Origin of the sequence: Aeromonas sp. S18(2024) (assembly GCF_041402525.1) — a bacterium.
In the GTDB taxonomy this organism is placed as follows: domain Bacteria; phylum Pseudomonadota; class Gammaproteobacteria; order Enterobacterales; family Aeromonadaceae; genus Aeromonas; species Aeromonas enteropelogenes.
In genome coordinates this window covers 64,179-79,657 of sequence record NZ_JBGLQV010000011.1, presented here as the reverse complement: position 1 = coordinate 79,657, position 15,479 = coordinate 64,179, and the positions used below count along the sequence as shown (strand labels likewise).

General features: G+C 61.8%; 14 protein-coding genes. 9 read left to right on the top strand and 5 right to left on the bottom strand.

The window, feature by feature from the left end; genetic code table 11:
* Positions 1 to 69: 69 nt before the first annotated feature.
* From ACB034_RS16925 to ACB034_RS16915, 3 genes are all read right to left on the bottom strand, one after another.
* Positions 70 to 1,167: a polyamine ABC transporter substrate-binding protein gene (locus ACB034_RS16925; RefSeq protein ID WP_371173338.1), complete on the bottom strand. Its 1,098-nt coding sequence runs from the start codon at positions 1,165 to 1,167 to the stop codon at positions 70 to 72.
* A gap of 53 nt (positions 1,168 to 1,220) precedes the next feature.
* Positions 1,221 to 2,582, bottom strand: coding sequence for an aspartate aminotransferase family protein (locus ACB034_RS16920; protein WP_371173318.1), 1,362 nt, complete (start codon positions 2,580 to 2,582; stop codon positions 1,221 to 1,223).
* 139 nt (positions 2,583 to 2,721) lie between these two features.
* Positions 2,722 to 4,053 carry a glutamine synthetase family protein gene (locus ACB034_RS16915; protein ID WP_042027284.1) on the bottom strand — a complete coding sequence of 444 codons (1,332 nt, stop codon included), beginning with the start codon at positions 4,051 to 4,053 and terminating at the stop codon, positions 2,722 to 2,724.
* A 465-nt stretch (positions 4,054 to 4,518) separates the two neighbouring features.
* Here ACB034_RS16915 and ACB034_RS16910 point away from each other — a divergent pair, with 465 nt between their 5' ends.
* From ACB034_RS16910 to yegD, 6 genes are all read left to right on the top strand, one after another.
* Positions 4,519 to 4,905: a TraR/DksA C4-type zinc finger protein gene (locus ACB034_RS16910; protein WP_026457164.1), complete on the top strand. Its 387-nt coding sequence runs from the start codon at positions 4,519 to 4,521 to the stop codon at positions 4,903 to 4,905.
* Positions 4,906 to 5,088: 183 nt separating this feature from the next.
* A complete protein-coding gene (locus ACB034_RS16905) occupies positions 5,089 to 5,943 on the top strand; it encodes a hypothetical protein (protein WP_371173317.1) in 855 nt (284 codons plus the stop codon).
* A 69-nt stretch (positions 5,944 to 6,012) separates the two neighbouring features.
* The gene (locus ACB034_RS16900; protein ID WP_026457162.1) at positions 6,013 to 6,480 is read left to right on the top strand and encodes a CreA family protein; all 468 of its coding nucleotides are present in this window, start codon (positions 6,013 to 6,015) and stop codon (positions 6,478 to 6,480) included.
* A gap of 19 nt (positions 6,481 to 6,499) precedes the next feature.
* Positions 6,500 to 7,171, top strand: a complete 672-nt coding sequence (locus tag ACB034_RS16895) for an SDR family oxidoreductase (protein ID WP_371173316.1) — start codon at positions 6,500 to 6,502, stop codon at positions 7,169 to 7,171.
* Positions 7,172 to 7,247: 76 nt separating this feature from the next.
* Complete coding sequence (locus ACB034_RS16890) at positions 7,248 to 8,237, top strand: 2-hydroxyacid dehydrogenase (RefSeq protein WP_371173315.1); 990 nt, start codon at positions 7,248 to 7,250, stop codon at positions 8,235 to 8,237.
* Positions 8,238 to 8,331: 94 nt separating this feature from the next.
* A complete protein-coding gene (gene yegD / locus ACB034_RS16885) occupies positions 8,332 to 9,708 on the top strand; it encodes a molecular chaperone (RefSeq protein WP_371173314.1) in 1,377 nt (458 codons plus the stop codon).
* A gap of 72 nt (positions 9,709 to 9,780) precedes the next feature.
* Here yegD and ACB034_RS16880 read toward each other — a convergent pair whose 3' ends face one another.
* Positions 9,781 to 10,602, bottom strand: coding sequence for a formyl transferase (locus ACB034_RS16880; protein ID WP_371173313.1), 822 nt, complete (start codon positions 10,600 to 10,602; stop codon positions 9,781 to 9,783).
* Positions 10,603 to 10,613: 11 nt separating this feature from the next.
* Positions 10,614 to 11,942, bottom strand: coding sequence for a DUF4910 domain-containing protein (locus ACB034_RS16875; protein WP_371173312.1), 1,329 nt, complete (start codon positions 11,940 to 11,942; stop codon positions 10,614 to 10,616).
* A 325-nt stretch (positions 11,943 to 12,267) separates the two neighbouring features.
* Here ACB034_RS16875 and ACB034_RS16870 point away from each other — a divergent pair, with 325 nt between their 5' ends.
* The 3 genes from ACB034_RS16870 (at position 12,268) to malZ (ending at position 15,438) form a co-directional block, all read left to right on the top strand.
* Positions 12,268 to 12,684, top strand: a complete 417-nt coding sequence (locus ACB034_RS16870; RefSeq protein WP_371173311.1) for an META domain-containing protein — start codon at positions 12,268 to 12,270, stop codon at positions 12,682 to 12,684.
* A 69-nt stretch (positions 12,685 to 12,753) separates the two neighbouring features.
* Positions 12,754 to 13,602 carry an HDOD domain-containing protein gene (locus ACB034_RS16865; RefSeq protein ID WP_371173310.1) on the top strand — a complete coding sequence of 283 codons (849 nt, stop codon included), beginning with the start codon at positions 12,754 to 12,756 and terminating at the stop codon, positions 13,600 to 13,602.
* A 6-nt stretch (positions 13,603 to 13,608) separates the two neighbouring features.
* A complete protein-coding gene (gene malZ, locus ACB034_RS16860; protein ID WP_223379523.1) occupies positions 13,609 to 15,438 on the top strand; it encodes a maltodextrin glucosidase in 1,830 nt (609 codons plus the stop codon).
* The last annotated feature ends 41 nt before the right edge of the window (positions 15,439 to 15,479 follow it).

The following is a 15,479-nucleotide window of genomic DNA, read 5'->3' as shown; positions in this document are numbered from 1 at the left end:
GGCCCATCCCGAAGGGATGGCATCACAATCCTCCCGGCCGAACTGCGGACCGGGAGGAGTACTCGTCACTTACTTGCCGGACTTGATCTTGGTCCAGCTGCGGGTCATGGTCCGCTGCACCTTGGCCGGCAGATCCGGGAAGGTGTAGATCTTCTGCAGGGTCGCCGCATCGGGGTAGACACCCGGATCGGTGCGGATCGCCTCATCCACCAGCGGAGTAGCTGCCTTGTTGCCGTTCGGGGCCTGGATCTGGTTGGTGATGTTGGCGATCACCTCCGGCTTCATCAGGTAGTTGATGAAGGTATGGGCAGATTCGACGTTCTTGGCATCGGCCGGAATGGCGATCATGTCAAAGAAGCTGCCAGCGCCTTCCTTCGGAATGATGTAGGTCAGCGCGACACCATTCTTGGCCTCGGCGGCACGAGCCTTGGACTGTTGCAGGTCCATGGAGTAACCGACCGCCACACACAGGTTGCCGTTGGCCAGATCCGAAATGTACTTGGAGGAGTGGAAATAAGCGGTATAGGGGCGAATGGAGAGGAACAGCTCCTCGGCCTTCTTCAGCTCGGCCGGCTTCTGGCTATCCGGTTTGAAGCCCAGGTATTGCAGGGCCGCAGGCAGCATTTCGGTCGGCGAGTCGAGGAAGGAGACGCCGCACTCCTTGAGCTTGGCCATGTTTTCCGGCTTGAACACCAGATCCCAGGAATCCACCGGGGCTTTGTCACCCAGTACGGCCTTCACCTTCTCGGGGTTGTAGGCAAAGCCGATGGTGCCCCACAGATAGGGGATGGAGTACTGGTTACCCGGATCGCTAGGCTCGAGCGCCTTGAGCAGGTTGTCATCCAGATTTTGCCAGTTGGGGAGCTTGGACTTGTCCAGCTTCTGGAACACGCCCGCCCTGATCTGCTTGGCCAGGAAGGGGTTGGACGGCACCACGATATCGTAGCCAGACTTGCCTGCCAGCAACTTGGCTTCCAATACCTCGTTGCTGTCGAACACGTCATAGACCACCTTGATGCCCGTCTCCTTCTGGAAGTTATCCAGGGTATCCGAGGCGATGTAGTCGCTCCAGTTGTAGACGTGCAACACCTTCTCTTCAGCCATTGCTCCGGCGCTTGCCATGACCAACGCCACAGAGGCAGCGATCACTCCCATTTTGAAAGACATCATCCTTGTCTCCTAAGCAAATTGTATGCGCATGCCAACCTGCCTGGCACCAGCTATCCCTTCAGCTTCGCAGCAGTCAGATCCAGACTGAGCCTTGCCAGCTTGACCAATTCATCAACCTGTTCCTCGGTGATGACCAAGGGGGGCGATATGATCATGGTATCGCCGACCGCCCTCATCACCAAGCCATTGTTAAAGCAGAATTCCCGACACGTCATTCCGGCATTTGCCTCGGCCGGAAAACGCTGGTTGGTCTGCTTGTCCTGGACAATTTCCAGCGCGGCCACCAGGCCTTTGCCGCGAGTTTCGCCCACCAGAGGATGGTCGGCCAGCTCGCTCCAGCGACGCTGCAAATAGGGGCCGATAGTATCATGCACCCGCTTAACTATGCTCTCGTTTTGCATAAGCTGGATATTGGCTACCGCCACGGCGCAGGCCACCGGGTGACCCGAGTAGGTGAAGCCGTGATTGAACTCGCCTCCCTCCTCCACCAGCACCTTGGCGACCCGATCGCTCACCATCACGGCACCCAGCGGCAGATAGCCGGAGGTGATCCCCTTGGCCAGGCACATCAGATCCGGCTTGATGCCAAACCCTTCGCTGGCAAACCAGTGGCCGGTGCGACCAAACCCGCAGATCACTTCATCGGCGATGAGCAGGATGCCGTACTGATCGCAGATGCGCTGGATCTCGGGCCAGTAGCTGTCGGGCGGAATGATGACGCCGCCGGCCCCCTGGATCGGCTCGCCGATAAAGGCGGCCACCTTGTCCACCCCCAGCTCCAGGATCTTTTTCTCCAGCTGGCGGGCACGCTCCAGGCCGAACTCGTGGGCACTCATCCCCTGCCCCTCGCCGAAATGATAGGGCTGATCGATGTGCACTATGCCGGGGATGGGCAAGCCACCCTGGGCATGCATGCCCTTCATGCCGCCAAGGCTCGCCCCCGCCACGGTGGAGCCGTGATAGGCGTTGTGGCGGCTGATGATCACCTGCTTGTCGGGCTGCCCCTTGCTGGCCCAGTAGTGGCGCACCATGCGCAGCACGGTATCGTTGCACTCGGAGCCTGAGCCGGTGAAGAAGACGTGATTGAGATGGGCCGGCGTCACCTCGGTCAGCAGGGTGGCCAGCTCGATCACCGGCGGGTGCGCAGTCTGGAAGAAGAGGTTGTAGTAGGGCAGCTGCTGCATCTGGCGGGTGGCAGCCTCCACCAGCTCCTGGCGGCCGTAACCCATGTTGACGCACCACAACCCCGCCATGCCGTCGAGGATGCGCTTGCCGTCGGAGTCCTCCAGATAGACGCCATCGGCCTTGGTGATGATGCGACTACCCTTCTTGTTCAGGGCCTGAAAATCGGTAAAGGGGTGCAGGTGGTGGCTGGCATCCAGTTGCTGCCACTCACGGGTGGTGTGCTGCATTTCTTGCTCCTCGGTTCCTTCGACTCAAGCGGTTTGTTTCATGAATCGAGAGGCTGCTGGCGCGCTGCCAACACTCTCGATATGAGCGGGGAGGTTCAGCCTCCCCACAGGGGGGATGCGTGACGGGCACGCATCCGGGTCACACGTTCAGCAGCAGGAATTCCCGTTCCCAGCGGCTGATCACCCCGAAGTAGGTCTCGTATTCCTTGCGCTTGACCGCCACGAAGGCGCGGGTAAAGCGCTCGCCCAGCATCTCCTTGATCGGCTCGCACTGCTCGAGATGGCTGAGCGCCTCCTCCAGCGAGCGGGGCAGGCTGTAGGGCAGCTCGTAGGCGCTCGACTTCATCTCGGGCAGCGGGTCCAGCTTCTCCATCATGCCGAGATAGCCGCAGGCCAGGGTGGCGGCCAGCGCCAGATAGGGGTTGGCATCGGCACCGGCGAAGCGGTTTTCCACCCGGCGGGCATTGGGCTCGGAGAAGGGCACCCGCAACCCGCAGGTACGGTTCTCCACTCCCCACTGCACGTTGCGCGGCGCGCTCTCGCCAAAGGTGAGGCGGCGATAGGAGTTGACGTTCGGTGCCAGCAGGGCGGTCACCGCCGGGGTGTATTTCTGCAGCCCGGCGATGAAGTGCATGAACAGCTCGGAGTGGCCACCGCTCTCGGTGCCGAACAGGTTGCGGCCGTCCATGTCCTCCAGACTCTGGTGGATGTGCATGGCGGAGCCGGGCTCATTGCTCATCGGCTTGGCCATAAAGGTGGCGTAGATGCCGTGGCGGTGAGCCGCTTCCCGCATGGTGCGCTTGAACAGGAACACCTGGTCGGCAAGATCAATGGCATCCCCGTGCAGGAAGTTGATCTCCATCTGGGCGGCGCCGGATTCGTGGATCAGGGTATCCACCTCCAGCTCCTGGGCCTCGCAGTAGTCATACATGTCTTCGAAGATGGGGTCGAATTCGTTGACCGCATCGATGCTGAACGATTGGCGTGCGGTCTCCGGGCGACCGTTGCGTCCCACCGGAGGCACCAGGGGATAGTCGGGGTCTTCGTTGCGGGTCACCAGGTAGAATTCCAGCTCGGGCGCCACCACCGGCTTCCAGCCCTGCTTCTCGTAGAATGACAAAACCCGGCGCAATACCGAACGGGGGGCGATGTCGATCAGCTTGCCATTGACGTCGAAGCAGTCGTGGATCACCTGGGCGGTCGGCTCCAGTGCCCAGGGCACGAAGCGGATGGTGTTGGGATCGGGATAGAGCTGCATGTCCCGCTCCAGCGGGTCGATCATGCTGTCATCGTCCGGGTATTCGCCGGTTACCGTCTGGGTGAAGATGACCTCGGGAAGGCGCATGCCCCCCTCGCGTAGAAACTTGTTGGCTGGGATGATCTTGCCCCGGGCGTTGCCGGTGAAATCCGGAAACAGGCACTCCACCTCCGTGATGCGATTGTTCTCCATCCAGCCTTTGATACTGTCCATGTTAAACCCCGACTTTCGATTGTCATTGGCAAGGGTGTCTAATATATGGAACACCCTTGTTATCAAATTGTAATCAACATCACCATAAAAGCCCGCCATCAAGGGCAATGTCAAGGTGAACTGTTTAAAAAAATATAAATATCGGTGCATATAATGACCAAGACGGCACCAAATACTAAACACTTCATCCCGGACTCAGCTCATTGCAAAGCCAGTGCCAACAGGGGTTTCAGGACGCGACAGAACCCGGCCGAACAGTGGTCCGAATGGGCTTTTCTTTGCAAGGGCGCACAATCCTTGTCCCATTTGCTTTGCTTGGCTGCATTTTTTTGGTACAAGGCCCGCCCTGATTTGCACTCTCTTGCACGATTCGAGTGCAAATCGGACACAAGGGCTTGGTCTGCAGGCAGACAGCCCCCATAAACAGGGATAATTGGGTTAGTAAACTGACTGGTAGTAAATCGTATGTGTGATTTCATGACTGAAGACCAACTGGCCTTTTACAAGGGGCAGATCGAGCAACAGATCGTCGAGCTCGAGGAACGCCTCAACTCCCAGGCCAGCCAGGCCATCGCCACCGATACCAACGAGATGGCTGATGAAATTGACCGTGCCAGCATCGAGGAGGCCCGCCGTCTGGAGCTGAACCGCATCGAGCACGACAAACTGCACCTGCGCAAACTGCGTGGCGCGTTGAAGCGCATCAGCGAAGGAGACTTCGGCTACTGCGAATCCTGCGGTGACGAGATCTCTCTCAAGCGGTTGCAGGCCCGTCCAGAATCCCGTTTCTGCGTCGAGTGCCAGAGCACCAAGGAATTCAACGACACTCACGTATTTCGCCGCGTCGCCTGATCTCTGTAGACCGTCACGATCCGCGGTGAATCGCGGGCAGGCTGCACGGCCCAAGGTATCCGGTTCATCTCGATGAACCGCGAGCCTGACGGCGAACACGCCTTGCTCATGACTTCGCCACAAGATCGCGGAGAAGTTCTGATAGACTCCGGGCTAGCCCCGGATTCTAGAGGAGAACAGAGAGTGAAATGGCTCATCAAGCTGTGCTTGTGTCTGCCCCTGCTGGCACAAGCACAGGTTTTGCAGGTCAAGATCCCCAGCCGGCCCATCAACAGCCTGGATCAGGAGTACCAGATCAAGCTGCTTGAACTGGCCCTGACCCGCTCCGGACAACCCTTTCGCATCGACCCCGTCGAACTCGATCTCAACCAGTTCACCCTGCAGCAGCAGCTGGTCAAGGGCAAGAAGATCAATGTGTTCTGGATGGGTACCTCCAGCGCCCTCGAATCCACCCTCATCGCCATCCCGATCCCGCTGTTTCGCGGGCTGGAAGGGCTGCGGCTGTCGTTCATCCACCAGGATGCCCAAGAGAAGTTCAACCAGATCAACACCCTGGCCGATCTCAAGCAGATGAAGGCATTGCAGGGTGTCGGCTGGGCCGACAACAGGATCCTGGAGAATGCCGGCATCCCCACCTATTCGGGTCGCTACAGCAACCTGTTCCGCCTCATCAACGACGGCGACAAAGTGGATTTCTTCCCCCGCGGCCTGGTGGAGATCTTCGCCGAGCATGGCGAACTGGCCGAGCAATACCCCCGCCTCGCCATCGAGCAGCACCTGCTGCTGCGCTACCCCTTCGCCCAGTTCTTCTTCGTCAGTCCCAACAATCCCAAGCTGGCCAAGGCGATTCAGACCGGGTTGGAGCGGGCCTACGCCGACGGTAGCTTCATGAAGTTCTTCAATGAGAACCCCAGGATCCGCGAGGCGCTGGCTAGCGCCAACCTGGATCGGCGGGTCACCATCAAGCTGGATAATCCGGACATGACCCCCTTGCTCCAACGCATTCCGGCCCAATATTGGCAATATCCGCCCCGCTAAAGGGGCGTTTGTCGCAAGCGGCCGCCCCAACGCCGGGTTGGCCACTCTCCACCGCGCCCAGGAGTTGATATGCAAAAGACCAAGATGAGCCTGCTGCTGGCGGGTTGCCTGCTGGCCATGCCGGCCCTCGCCGACAAGGCCGATCCCGTCGGCGAGGTGAGCACCTCGTTCAAGCTGCTCGGTCCCAACCACAAGATCCTGGTGGAGGCGTTCGATGACCCCAGGATCGACGGCGTCGCCTGCTATCTGGCGCGTCCCAAGACCGGCGGTGTCAAGGGCGGACTGGGGCTGGCGGAAGATCCGTCCCACGCCTCCCTCTCTTGCCATCAGATCGGCCCCATCACCCTGCCCGAAAAGCTGAAGGCGGGGGAAGAGGTATTCGACGTCAGCACCTCCCTGGTGTTCAAGGAACAGAAGGTGGTGCGCTTTTACGACCAGAAGCGCAATGCGCTGGTCTATCTCACCTACAGCACCAAGCTGGTGGACGGCTCCTACAAGAGCGCCGTCAGCGCTGTGCCCATCATGCCCTGGGGCTGATCCCCGCAAGGAGGCAAGCATGTACGAAACCGTTCTGATCACCGGCGCCACCAGCGGCATCGTGGTGCACGACCTGTGCGCACGCGGCTACCGGGTCTATGCCACCGGCCGCAATGAGGCTGCCCTAGCCGAGCTGATGGCCGCCACCGGCTGTCTCGGCAGCACCGCCGATCTCACCGATCCCCCGCAGGCCATGGCCCTCTATCAGCGGGCTCGCGAAACGCTGGGGCGGGTCGATGTGCTGATCAACAACGCCGGTGCCAACCCGCGCAAGGTGCCGATCGCCGACACCACGCTGGAAGAGTTCGAGCTGCAATACGCCCTCAACCTGCGCGCCCCCTATCTGCTCGGACGCGAGGCCCTGCGCGAGATGATCCCGCGCGGCAGCGGTTACATCATCAACGTGGTGAGCACCTGCGCCCTGCGCCACCCCACCCCCATGGGCATCTACAGCACCATGAAGAGCGGCCTGGCGAGCCTGAGCCAGGTGATGATGAAGGAGGCCCAGCCCCACGGCATCAAGGTCTCGACCCTCTACCCGGGCGGCGTCGATACTCCGTTCCGGGCCGAGGCCAAGCCTCACTACATGCAACCCGCCAGCGTGGCCACCACCATCACCACCCTGCTTGGTCTGCCGGCGGACGTGATCGTCCACGAGATGACCTTCCGGCCGCCGTTCGAGCTGGAGTAAGTACGTCATGCGGGCATGGTGATCAGGATCACGGTTTGTAGTAACGTGACGCCATCAACCGATACGGAGTTCCAACATGAAAGTCGCCGTTTTCAGCAGCAAGAGCTATGACAAAGAGCATTTCAACCAGGCCAACAGCCAGTACAGCTTCAACCTGGAGTTTTTCGATGTTCGTCTGGAGGCCAAGACGGCCCGACTGGCTCACGGCTTCCCGGTCGTCTGCCTGTTCGTCAACGACGATGCGGATCGCGAAGTCCTGACCGAGCTGGCCGCCAACGGCACCAAGGTCATCGCCCTGCGCTGCGCCGGCTACAACAACGTGGATCTGGCTGCCGCCAGGGAGCTGGGGATGAAGGTAGTGCGGGTACCGGCCTACTCACCGGAGGCGGTGGCCGAGCACGCGGTGGGGCTGATGATGACCCTCAACCGCCGTATCCATAAGGCCTATCAGCGCACCCGCGACGCCAACTTCTCGCTGGAGGGGCTGGTCGGCTTCAACATGCACGGCCGCACCGCCGGCATCATAGGCACCGGCAAGATCGGCATCGCCACCCTGCGCATTCTCAAGGGCTTCGGCATGCGGCTGCTGGTAAGCGATCCGTACCAGAACCAGGCGGCGCTCGATCTGGGGGCCGAGTACGTGGATCTCGACACCCTGTTCCGCCAGTCCGACGTCATCAGCCTGCACTGCCCGCTGTTCAAGGAGAACTACCACCTGCTGAACAAGGAGGCGTTCGACAAGATGAAGGACGGGGTGATGATCATCAACACCAGCCGTGGCGGCCTGCTCGACTCAAACGCCGCCATCGAGGCACTCAAGACCGCCCGCATCGGCGCCCTGGGGCTGGACGTCTACGAGGAAGAGGAAGATCTCTTCTTTGCCGACAAGTCCAACGAGGTGATCACCGATGACGTGTTCCGCCGCCTGTCGGCCTGCCACAACGTGTTGTTCACCGGCCACCAGGCCTTCCTGACCCGCGAGGCGCTGCACGCCATCGCCGATACCACCCTCAGCAACATCCGGGCGCTCGACAGCCAGGGTCGCTGCGACAACGAGGTGGAGTAAGGGATAGCCCCTTTCTTCACCCTGCGCCGGGTTGTGAGACCCGGCGCCATCGGGTAGGCTAGCCCCCCTTTTTTATTCAGGAGTCTGGCTGCCCATGTTTATCGGATTTGATTACGGTACCTCCAACTGTGCCGTTGCCGTGATGGAGCAAGGCAGCCCCAGGCTGCTCAATCTCGGCGCCTCTCGCTATCTCCCCTCCACCCTGCACGCCCCCCATCGGGATGCCATCGCGGGCCTGCTGGCCGAAGGACTGGCCCCGACCCGCCAGGCGGAATACCTCAAGCTGCGCGGCCCCGTGGTTACCCGGGCCCAGAGCGTGCGCCGCCAGATGCGGGAAGAGGGGCTGATCGACGAGCTCAGCTTTGGCACCGCGGCGCTGGAGCGCTATCTGGAAGAGCCGGACGAGGGCTATTACATCAAGTCGCCCAAATCCTTCCTCGGCGCCTATGGCCTCAAGGCCCCCCAGATTGCCCTGTTCGAAGACATCGTCTGCGCCATGATGCTGCACGTTCGCCAGCAGGCTGAGCAGCAGACCGGAGCCCCCATCCGCCAGGCGGTGATCGGCCGCCCGGTCAACTTCCAGGGGCTGGCGGGGGAGGAGAGCAACCGCCAGGCCATCGCCATCCTGACCGAGGCGGCCCGCCTCGCCGGGTTCGAGCAGGTGGAATTTCTCTACGAGCCGGTGGCGGCCGGTTTTGAATTCGAGGCGCGCCTCACCGAAGATGCCGTGGTACTGGTGGTGGATATCGGCGGCGGTACCACAGACTGTTCCATGCTGCGCATGGGCCCGAGTTATCGTGACCAGCTGGATCGCAGCGGCGATCTCCTCGGCCACAGCGGCCAGCGCATCGGCGGCAACGACTTCGACATCCGCCTGACGGTGGAAGGCATGATGCCACTGCTCGGCATGCACGAGACCCTCAAGACCGGCAAGCCGCTGCCCCACCCCCTGTTCTGGGATGCGGCCGCCATCAACGACGTCAGCGCCCAGAGCCGCTTCTACAGCCTGGATACCGTCCGCCAGCTGCAAGATCTGCAGCTCGACAGCCAGCCCGGCAGCAAGCTATCGCGCCTTGCCAACCTGCGGGCCCACAAGCTGAGCCACCAGCTGGTGTGGCGCGCCGAGCAGGGCAAGATCGCCCTCTCGGAGCAGGATCTGAACCGCCAATCCCTGGACGAGCTGGAGAAAGGGCTGGCAGCAGAACTCAATCGCGAGCAGCTGGCCTGCGCCTCGGCGCCGCTGCTGGAGAAGATCGGCGAGCTGATGGATGAGGCCATCGCCGCCGCCGGCGTACAGCCGGATCGCATCTTCGTCACCGGCGGCAGCGCCCGCTCGCCGCTGATCGCCAGCTTTATCCGCCAGAAGCTCCCGGCTATTCCGCTGGAAGGGGGCGATGACTTCGGCTCGGTTGCCGCCGGCCTGGCCCGTTACGCGGAGCGGCTGTTCGCTTCGGCGAACCAGGGGGAATAACCGCTCCGGCTCAGGAGTGCCACAAAACAACAGGGAGGCCAATGGCCTCCCTGTTGTTCATCATGCAGACCCTCAGGGCTGAGGGCTGGTCATGTCGAGGCCGTCGACGCAAAGCAACCTGGCCGGCGGCATGGCGATGCCGGAATCGAGACAGTAGTCGACTATCTTGTCCTCGAACTGGCCGTATACCACCTCCAGATGCTGGGGTTGCCACATGCGGGCCGTCCAGATACGCCCCGTGCTGGTGGCGGCGATGCCTGACACGGGTTGCTCCCGGGCCAGCAGGGTTCCCAGCACGGCGGGCAGCGTATCGCAAAACTCCCTGACAGCCCGGCAGGCCAGATCATGCAGCCGATCGCCCCGTCGCGGCGTGACAGCCGTCTGGTAGAGGATATTGCCGCCATCGATGGCCTCGGTCGTCTCGTGCAGGGTCATCCCCGTCATCTGGGGCTCCAGCATGTAGCTGGGCCAGAAGTGGGTGATGCAGCCACGGTACCAGGGCGAGAGGCCGCCGTGCACGTTCCACGCCATGCCGTCAAAGCAGTTCAGCAACTCGGGGGAGAGTTTGTGGCAACCGTAGGAGAGCAGCAGTGTCGGCTGCAACTGGCTGATCCTGCGGATCATCTCGGGCCCGTTCAGCTCGCCATGCCCGATGCCGATGGCCGCATCCAGCGGCGCTCCCTGGGCGGCAAAATAGTGCTGCTCGCACTCGTCACGCAGGCGGAAGTGGTGTTGCCACAGTGCTGCCAGGCGCCCGTTCAGATGAGCCGGTGGCGCCGGGGTGAAGTGTTCCCGCCGTTCGGCGAACCAGGTCACCGGCAGGCCGCTGGCCATCACCTGGCGCGCCAGGTAGCGGTGGCGGGGGTGATCCCCGGTAATCAGGACTATCGACATGTTTTCTCCTGTCAGCGGCACTGCGGGGCAGTAAACCGGATAAGCTCAGCCTCTTCCAGCAAGGGTACCACGGCCAGCAGGGTCGCCAGCGGCATCCTGGCACGACGGGCCATCTGCAGCAGCGTGTGCCGGCCGTCGGCCAGGTTCAGGATCCACTGCATCGCCATCAGCTGGGTACGGCCATCCAGCAGCTGATCGCTCGATTTGCCGTAGCTCGCGGGCGAATTCAGGTTGGGGTAGAGCCCCCGCTTGCCGAGCTGGGGTTCACCGTAGGGGTTGGTACGCTCGAACACCCCGGCATTCTCGTGCTGCAACAGCAGTTGTTCGAGCTGATCGATGGCCTCGATCAGGCGGGAGATCTGCATGAACTCCTTGGTATCACCGCTGGTATGGTATTCGGCAAAGTTGCCGTAGACGGTGCGGGCCGCTTGCGCCACCGGCAGGTCAAAGCCCGGCGAGCAGTACTGGCGCTCGTCCGACCCGTGGCAGGGGGTGAACTCGCGGACCGCCCAGCGCTCGGGCTGTTCGCTGGCCAGCTGGCGTACCAGTTGATTGAGCAGGCACTCCTCCTGCCTGGCCAGCTTGACGGAGAGGGCGCTGGCCGGCCCTCCCAGACAGGTCAGCACCAGACCACCGATGCAGTGGGACTTCAGGTGCTCGCCATAACGATGCAGGTAGCAGAGGCTCCCAATGGTTTCGGGCGCCAGCACGAAGCGGTAGCTGAACCGCCGCTTCGGCCAGCGGGCCAGCCTGTGGTACAAGCCGAGCAGCACCAGGGGGCCGCTCAGCTCGTTGTTCGCCATGCTGGGGTGACACAAATAGCTCGACAGCAGAAACTCCTGCTGACTCTCGCCGCCCAGCAGGGCCGTGCCGTAATTGATCTCGCCGGCCTGGAACCGGCTGTCGATGCGCACCTGATAGTCACCGGGAGCCAGCTGCGCCAGCTCGTTGTGGGTGAGGCAGAACCCCCAGTTCGGCTGGTAATAGGAGGTGACGTAGGGGATCAGATCCGGCAGATGCGGCAGGGTATGAAGCCGGGGGCGCAACTCCTCGAGCGAATAGCGCCCCTCAACCGGCGCCGAATAGTTGACCACCCTCAGATTGTGATCGGCAAAATCGGCCACCACGCGGCCATCTGGCGCAGTCAGTGTCGCCGAATCGATATGCCATTCGTGCGGGACAGTCCAATCAAAGACCTGGGTGCCGGATGGCGTGCTCTCCAGCTGCAATGGCATCTGCTCGGCGAAGATGGCCAGACTCTCGCGCAGCCCCGCCCCCGAGATGCTGCGACAGATGGGAAACAGGCGGTCAAACAGTGAGTCCAGCTGCTCGGTGGTCATTTTATATGTTTCATCAAGGCGTTAATCGTTGCGGCACTTTATCACACCCGGCATTGATGGCACCAAATGACCGACGGAGCACGTTCCCGAACGCCTCTGCTCATCTGTTGTCTGCATGGGGAGCTGGCATTCTGTTGTCTGTTGCCCGACCGGCTGTTTACTCAGCAGATCGGACATATTGCCGGCAAAAAGCAGATAGATGTCGCCATTTAACGACACCGAGGCGAAATGGCGGCGACAGAAGCGGTCGGCTTGCTCTCCTCTTCCTCTGCTGCAAGCGGCCCCGACAGGATATGCTTGTCGTTCCCCCCAACGGAGCCTTGATATGTCCAAATTGCCCGCCCTGCTGATCCCCCTTTTCATGCTCGCCGGATGCAGCTCGACTGCCTTTGTCCAGCAGGATCTGCAACATCATCACTGGGTGCTGAGCAAGCTGGATGGCCAACCGGTCGCGTCGGTGCGCGACAATCCTCCCGACCTCGAGATCGGCGAACACTTCACCGTCAACGGCATCGCAGGTTGCAACCGTTACTTCGGCCAGGGCCATCTGAAAAAAGACAAGTTGTGGGTCACCAGCCTCGGCAGCACGGTCAGGGCCTGCACGCCGCCCCTCGATGCCATCGAACAGGCGGTGCTCACCACCCTGACCGAGGGGGCGCGTCTGAGCGGCGACAGCCAGACCCTGATCCTGCAAGGCAAGCAGCACCGTTTGGAATACCAATTGCGCGACTGGGTGTTTTGACGCTCAAAAGCCGCATCACAAACAGGAACATGTTGCCCGGCTGTGGCACAATATGAGGCAGAATTCGCAATGGAGGCTGCCTCAGCCATGTCGATGGACCGTCTGTTTGACAAGATCAAGCAACTCCCCACCATACCCAAGCTGCTGCACGAGTTGATGCAGAGTTTCAACGATGACAACGCCCGCATCGACCTGATTGCGGCCAAGATCGCCATGGATCAGGTGATCAGCGTCAAGGTGCTGCGGATGGCCAACTCGGCCGCCCTGCGCCGTGGCAACGAAGTGACTTCGGTCGAGCAGGCGGTGATCCGCCTTGGCTTCAACCGCTTGCGCTCCATCGTGGTTGCCTCCGGCATCATAGGCAGCTTCAAGACGCCCCCCAGTTTTGACAAGAACAAGTTCTGGACCGAGACCTTCCAGGTGGCCACCATCGCCAGGACGCTGGCCAAAGAGGCCAATGTGCTGGATCCCGAAACCGCCTTCACCTGCGCGCTGATCCACAACATTGGCGAGTTGCTCATTCAGAGCACCCTGCCGGAAGAGGCCGAACTCATCAATCTGGCGATCCAGAAGGGGAGCAGCCGGGTCGAGGCCCAGCGGGAGATGCTTGGATTTGACTACGCCCAGCTCGGAGCCGAGCTGGCACGGCGCTGGAACCTGTCGGAGAGCTTCATCGAGGCCATCTCCCAGCAGCTGGATCCCCTCTCCCACGATCCGATCAGCAAGGAGGCGGTGCTGATCCGCCTCGCCGTGTTTATCTCCTTCGCCTGGAATGCGGGGGTGCCGGCCCAGGCCATCATAGCCCGCTTCCCCAAACCGCTGGCCGACCAGCTTGGACTGGACCCCAAGTCGCTGGCAAACCAGCTCGAAACGCTGCACGAACAGGGCAACGCCCTTGCCGAGCTTCTGACTCAATAAGTGATCATGACCCATCCGTTTCTGTTTCATCCCCAGGTAGCGCCCTGGTTCAAAGAGAGCGCCGATGCACTGCAACTCACCCTGTTCAGCGAACTGGACGCCCCCATCCGCGAGGTGTGGCTGCGCCACGAGCCGGACAACGAGGAGTACCTGATCGCCATGACCCCTGTCTCCACCCGGGACAGGCTGCAGGTATGGCAGGGAACCCTGCCGCTCATCAAGGGGCAGGATATCCACCTTTACTGCTTCAAGTGCCTCACCGATGAGGAGCAGTGGTGGCTGCACGGTGCCGGCGTCAGTTCGGCCATGCCGCCGCGGGAACAGCATTTTCGCTTCAACAGCCTGCACCAGCCGCCGGCCTGGGTGCAGGATCAGGTGTTCTACCAGATCTTCCCCGACCGCTTCTGCAACGGCGACCCGTCGCTTAGCGTCAAGCATCACGAGTACGAATATCGTGGCAAGGCGGTCATCAGCAAGGCCTGGGGCGAGCCGGTCAGTCGCCACGACGAGGGGCACGGCGCCTGCGAATTCTATGGCGGCGATCTGGCGGGCATCGATGCCAAGCTGCACTACCTGCAGTCCCTCGGGGTGACGGCGCTCTACCTCAACCCCATCTTCGATTCACCGAGCAACCACAAGTACGACACCCAGGACTATTTCAAGGTCGACCCGCATCTGGGCACCAACGCCCAGTTCGCCGAGCTGACCCGCAACCTGCACCAGCGCGGCATGAAGATCATCCTGGATGCGGTGGTCAACCACACCTCCACCGAGCACCCCTGGTTCTGCCCGCCGCTGGGGGCCCAGAGCAACCCGGATTCGCCATGGCGCAGCTTTTATACCTTTGATGGCGATGGGGATTACGTCAGCTGGAAGGGCATTCGCAGCCTGCCCAAGCTCGATTTCTCCAGCGAGCAGGTACAGGACGCCGTCTACCGGGCCGATGACGCCATCCTGCGCTACTGGATGCGTGCGCCCTACCAGATCGACGGCTGGCGCTTCGACGTCATTCACATGCTGGGTGAGCGGGGCACCGCCGAGGGCAACAGCGGCCATGTGCGCGCGATTCGCGGCGCGGTGAAGCAGGAGAACCCGGACGCCTACGTGCTCGGCGAACACTTCTTCGAGGCAAGCCAGTGGCTGCAGGGAGATCAGGAAGACGGCGCCATGAATTACTATGGCTTCGCCCACCCGATCCGCGCCTTCCTGGCCGGCCAGGACATCGCCTATCACCCCATCAAGATCAGCGCCGAGGAGCTGGATCGCTGGCTCAGGCTGGCGCGGGCCCACATCCCGTTCAAGAACCAGCTGGCCCAGTTCAACCTGCTGGACAGCCACGACACCGCCCGCTTCCTCCACCTGCTGGGAGAGGACAAACAGCGGATGCGCCTCGCCGCCACCTTGCTGCTCACCTATATCGGCGTGCCCTCCATCTACTACGGTGACGAGGTGGGGCTCTCCGGCGGCAACGACCCGGATTGCCGTCGCTGCTTCCCGTGGGAAACCACCGCCTGGGATCACGTGCTGCACGACCACTACCGCCGCCTGATCCAGATCCGCCGCCAGCGCCCCTCCCTGCGCCGTGGCGATATCCAGACCCTCTATGCCGGCCCCCACAGCTATGTGTTCGCCCGCACCCTGCAAAGCGATCAGGTGGTGGTGGCCTGTAATCGTCATCCCAGCGAGCCGCGCACCATCAGCCTGCCCCTGTGGCAGACCGCCAGCCCGGCCAGCCGCTTCACCGATGCCTTCAACGGCGACAAGTTCGAAGTGGTGCAGGGAGAGCTGCAGCTGACCGTCCCCGCCAATTCGGCCAGGGTGCTGCTGTCCAGCTGAGAGTGACGCTCGCCAGTTGGAAATAAAAAACCGGAGCCCAG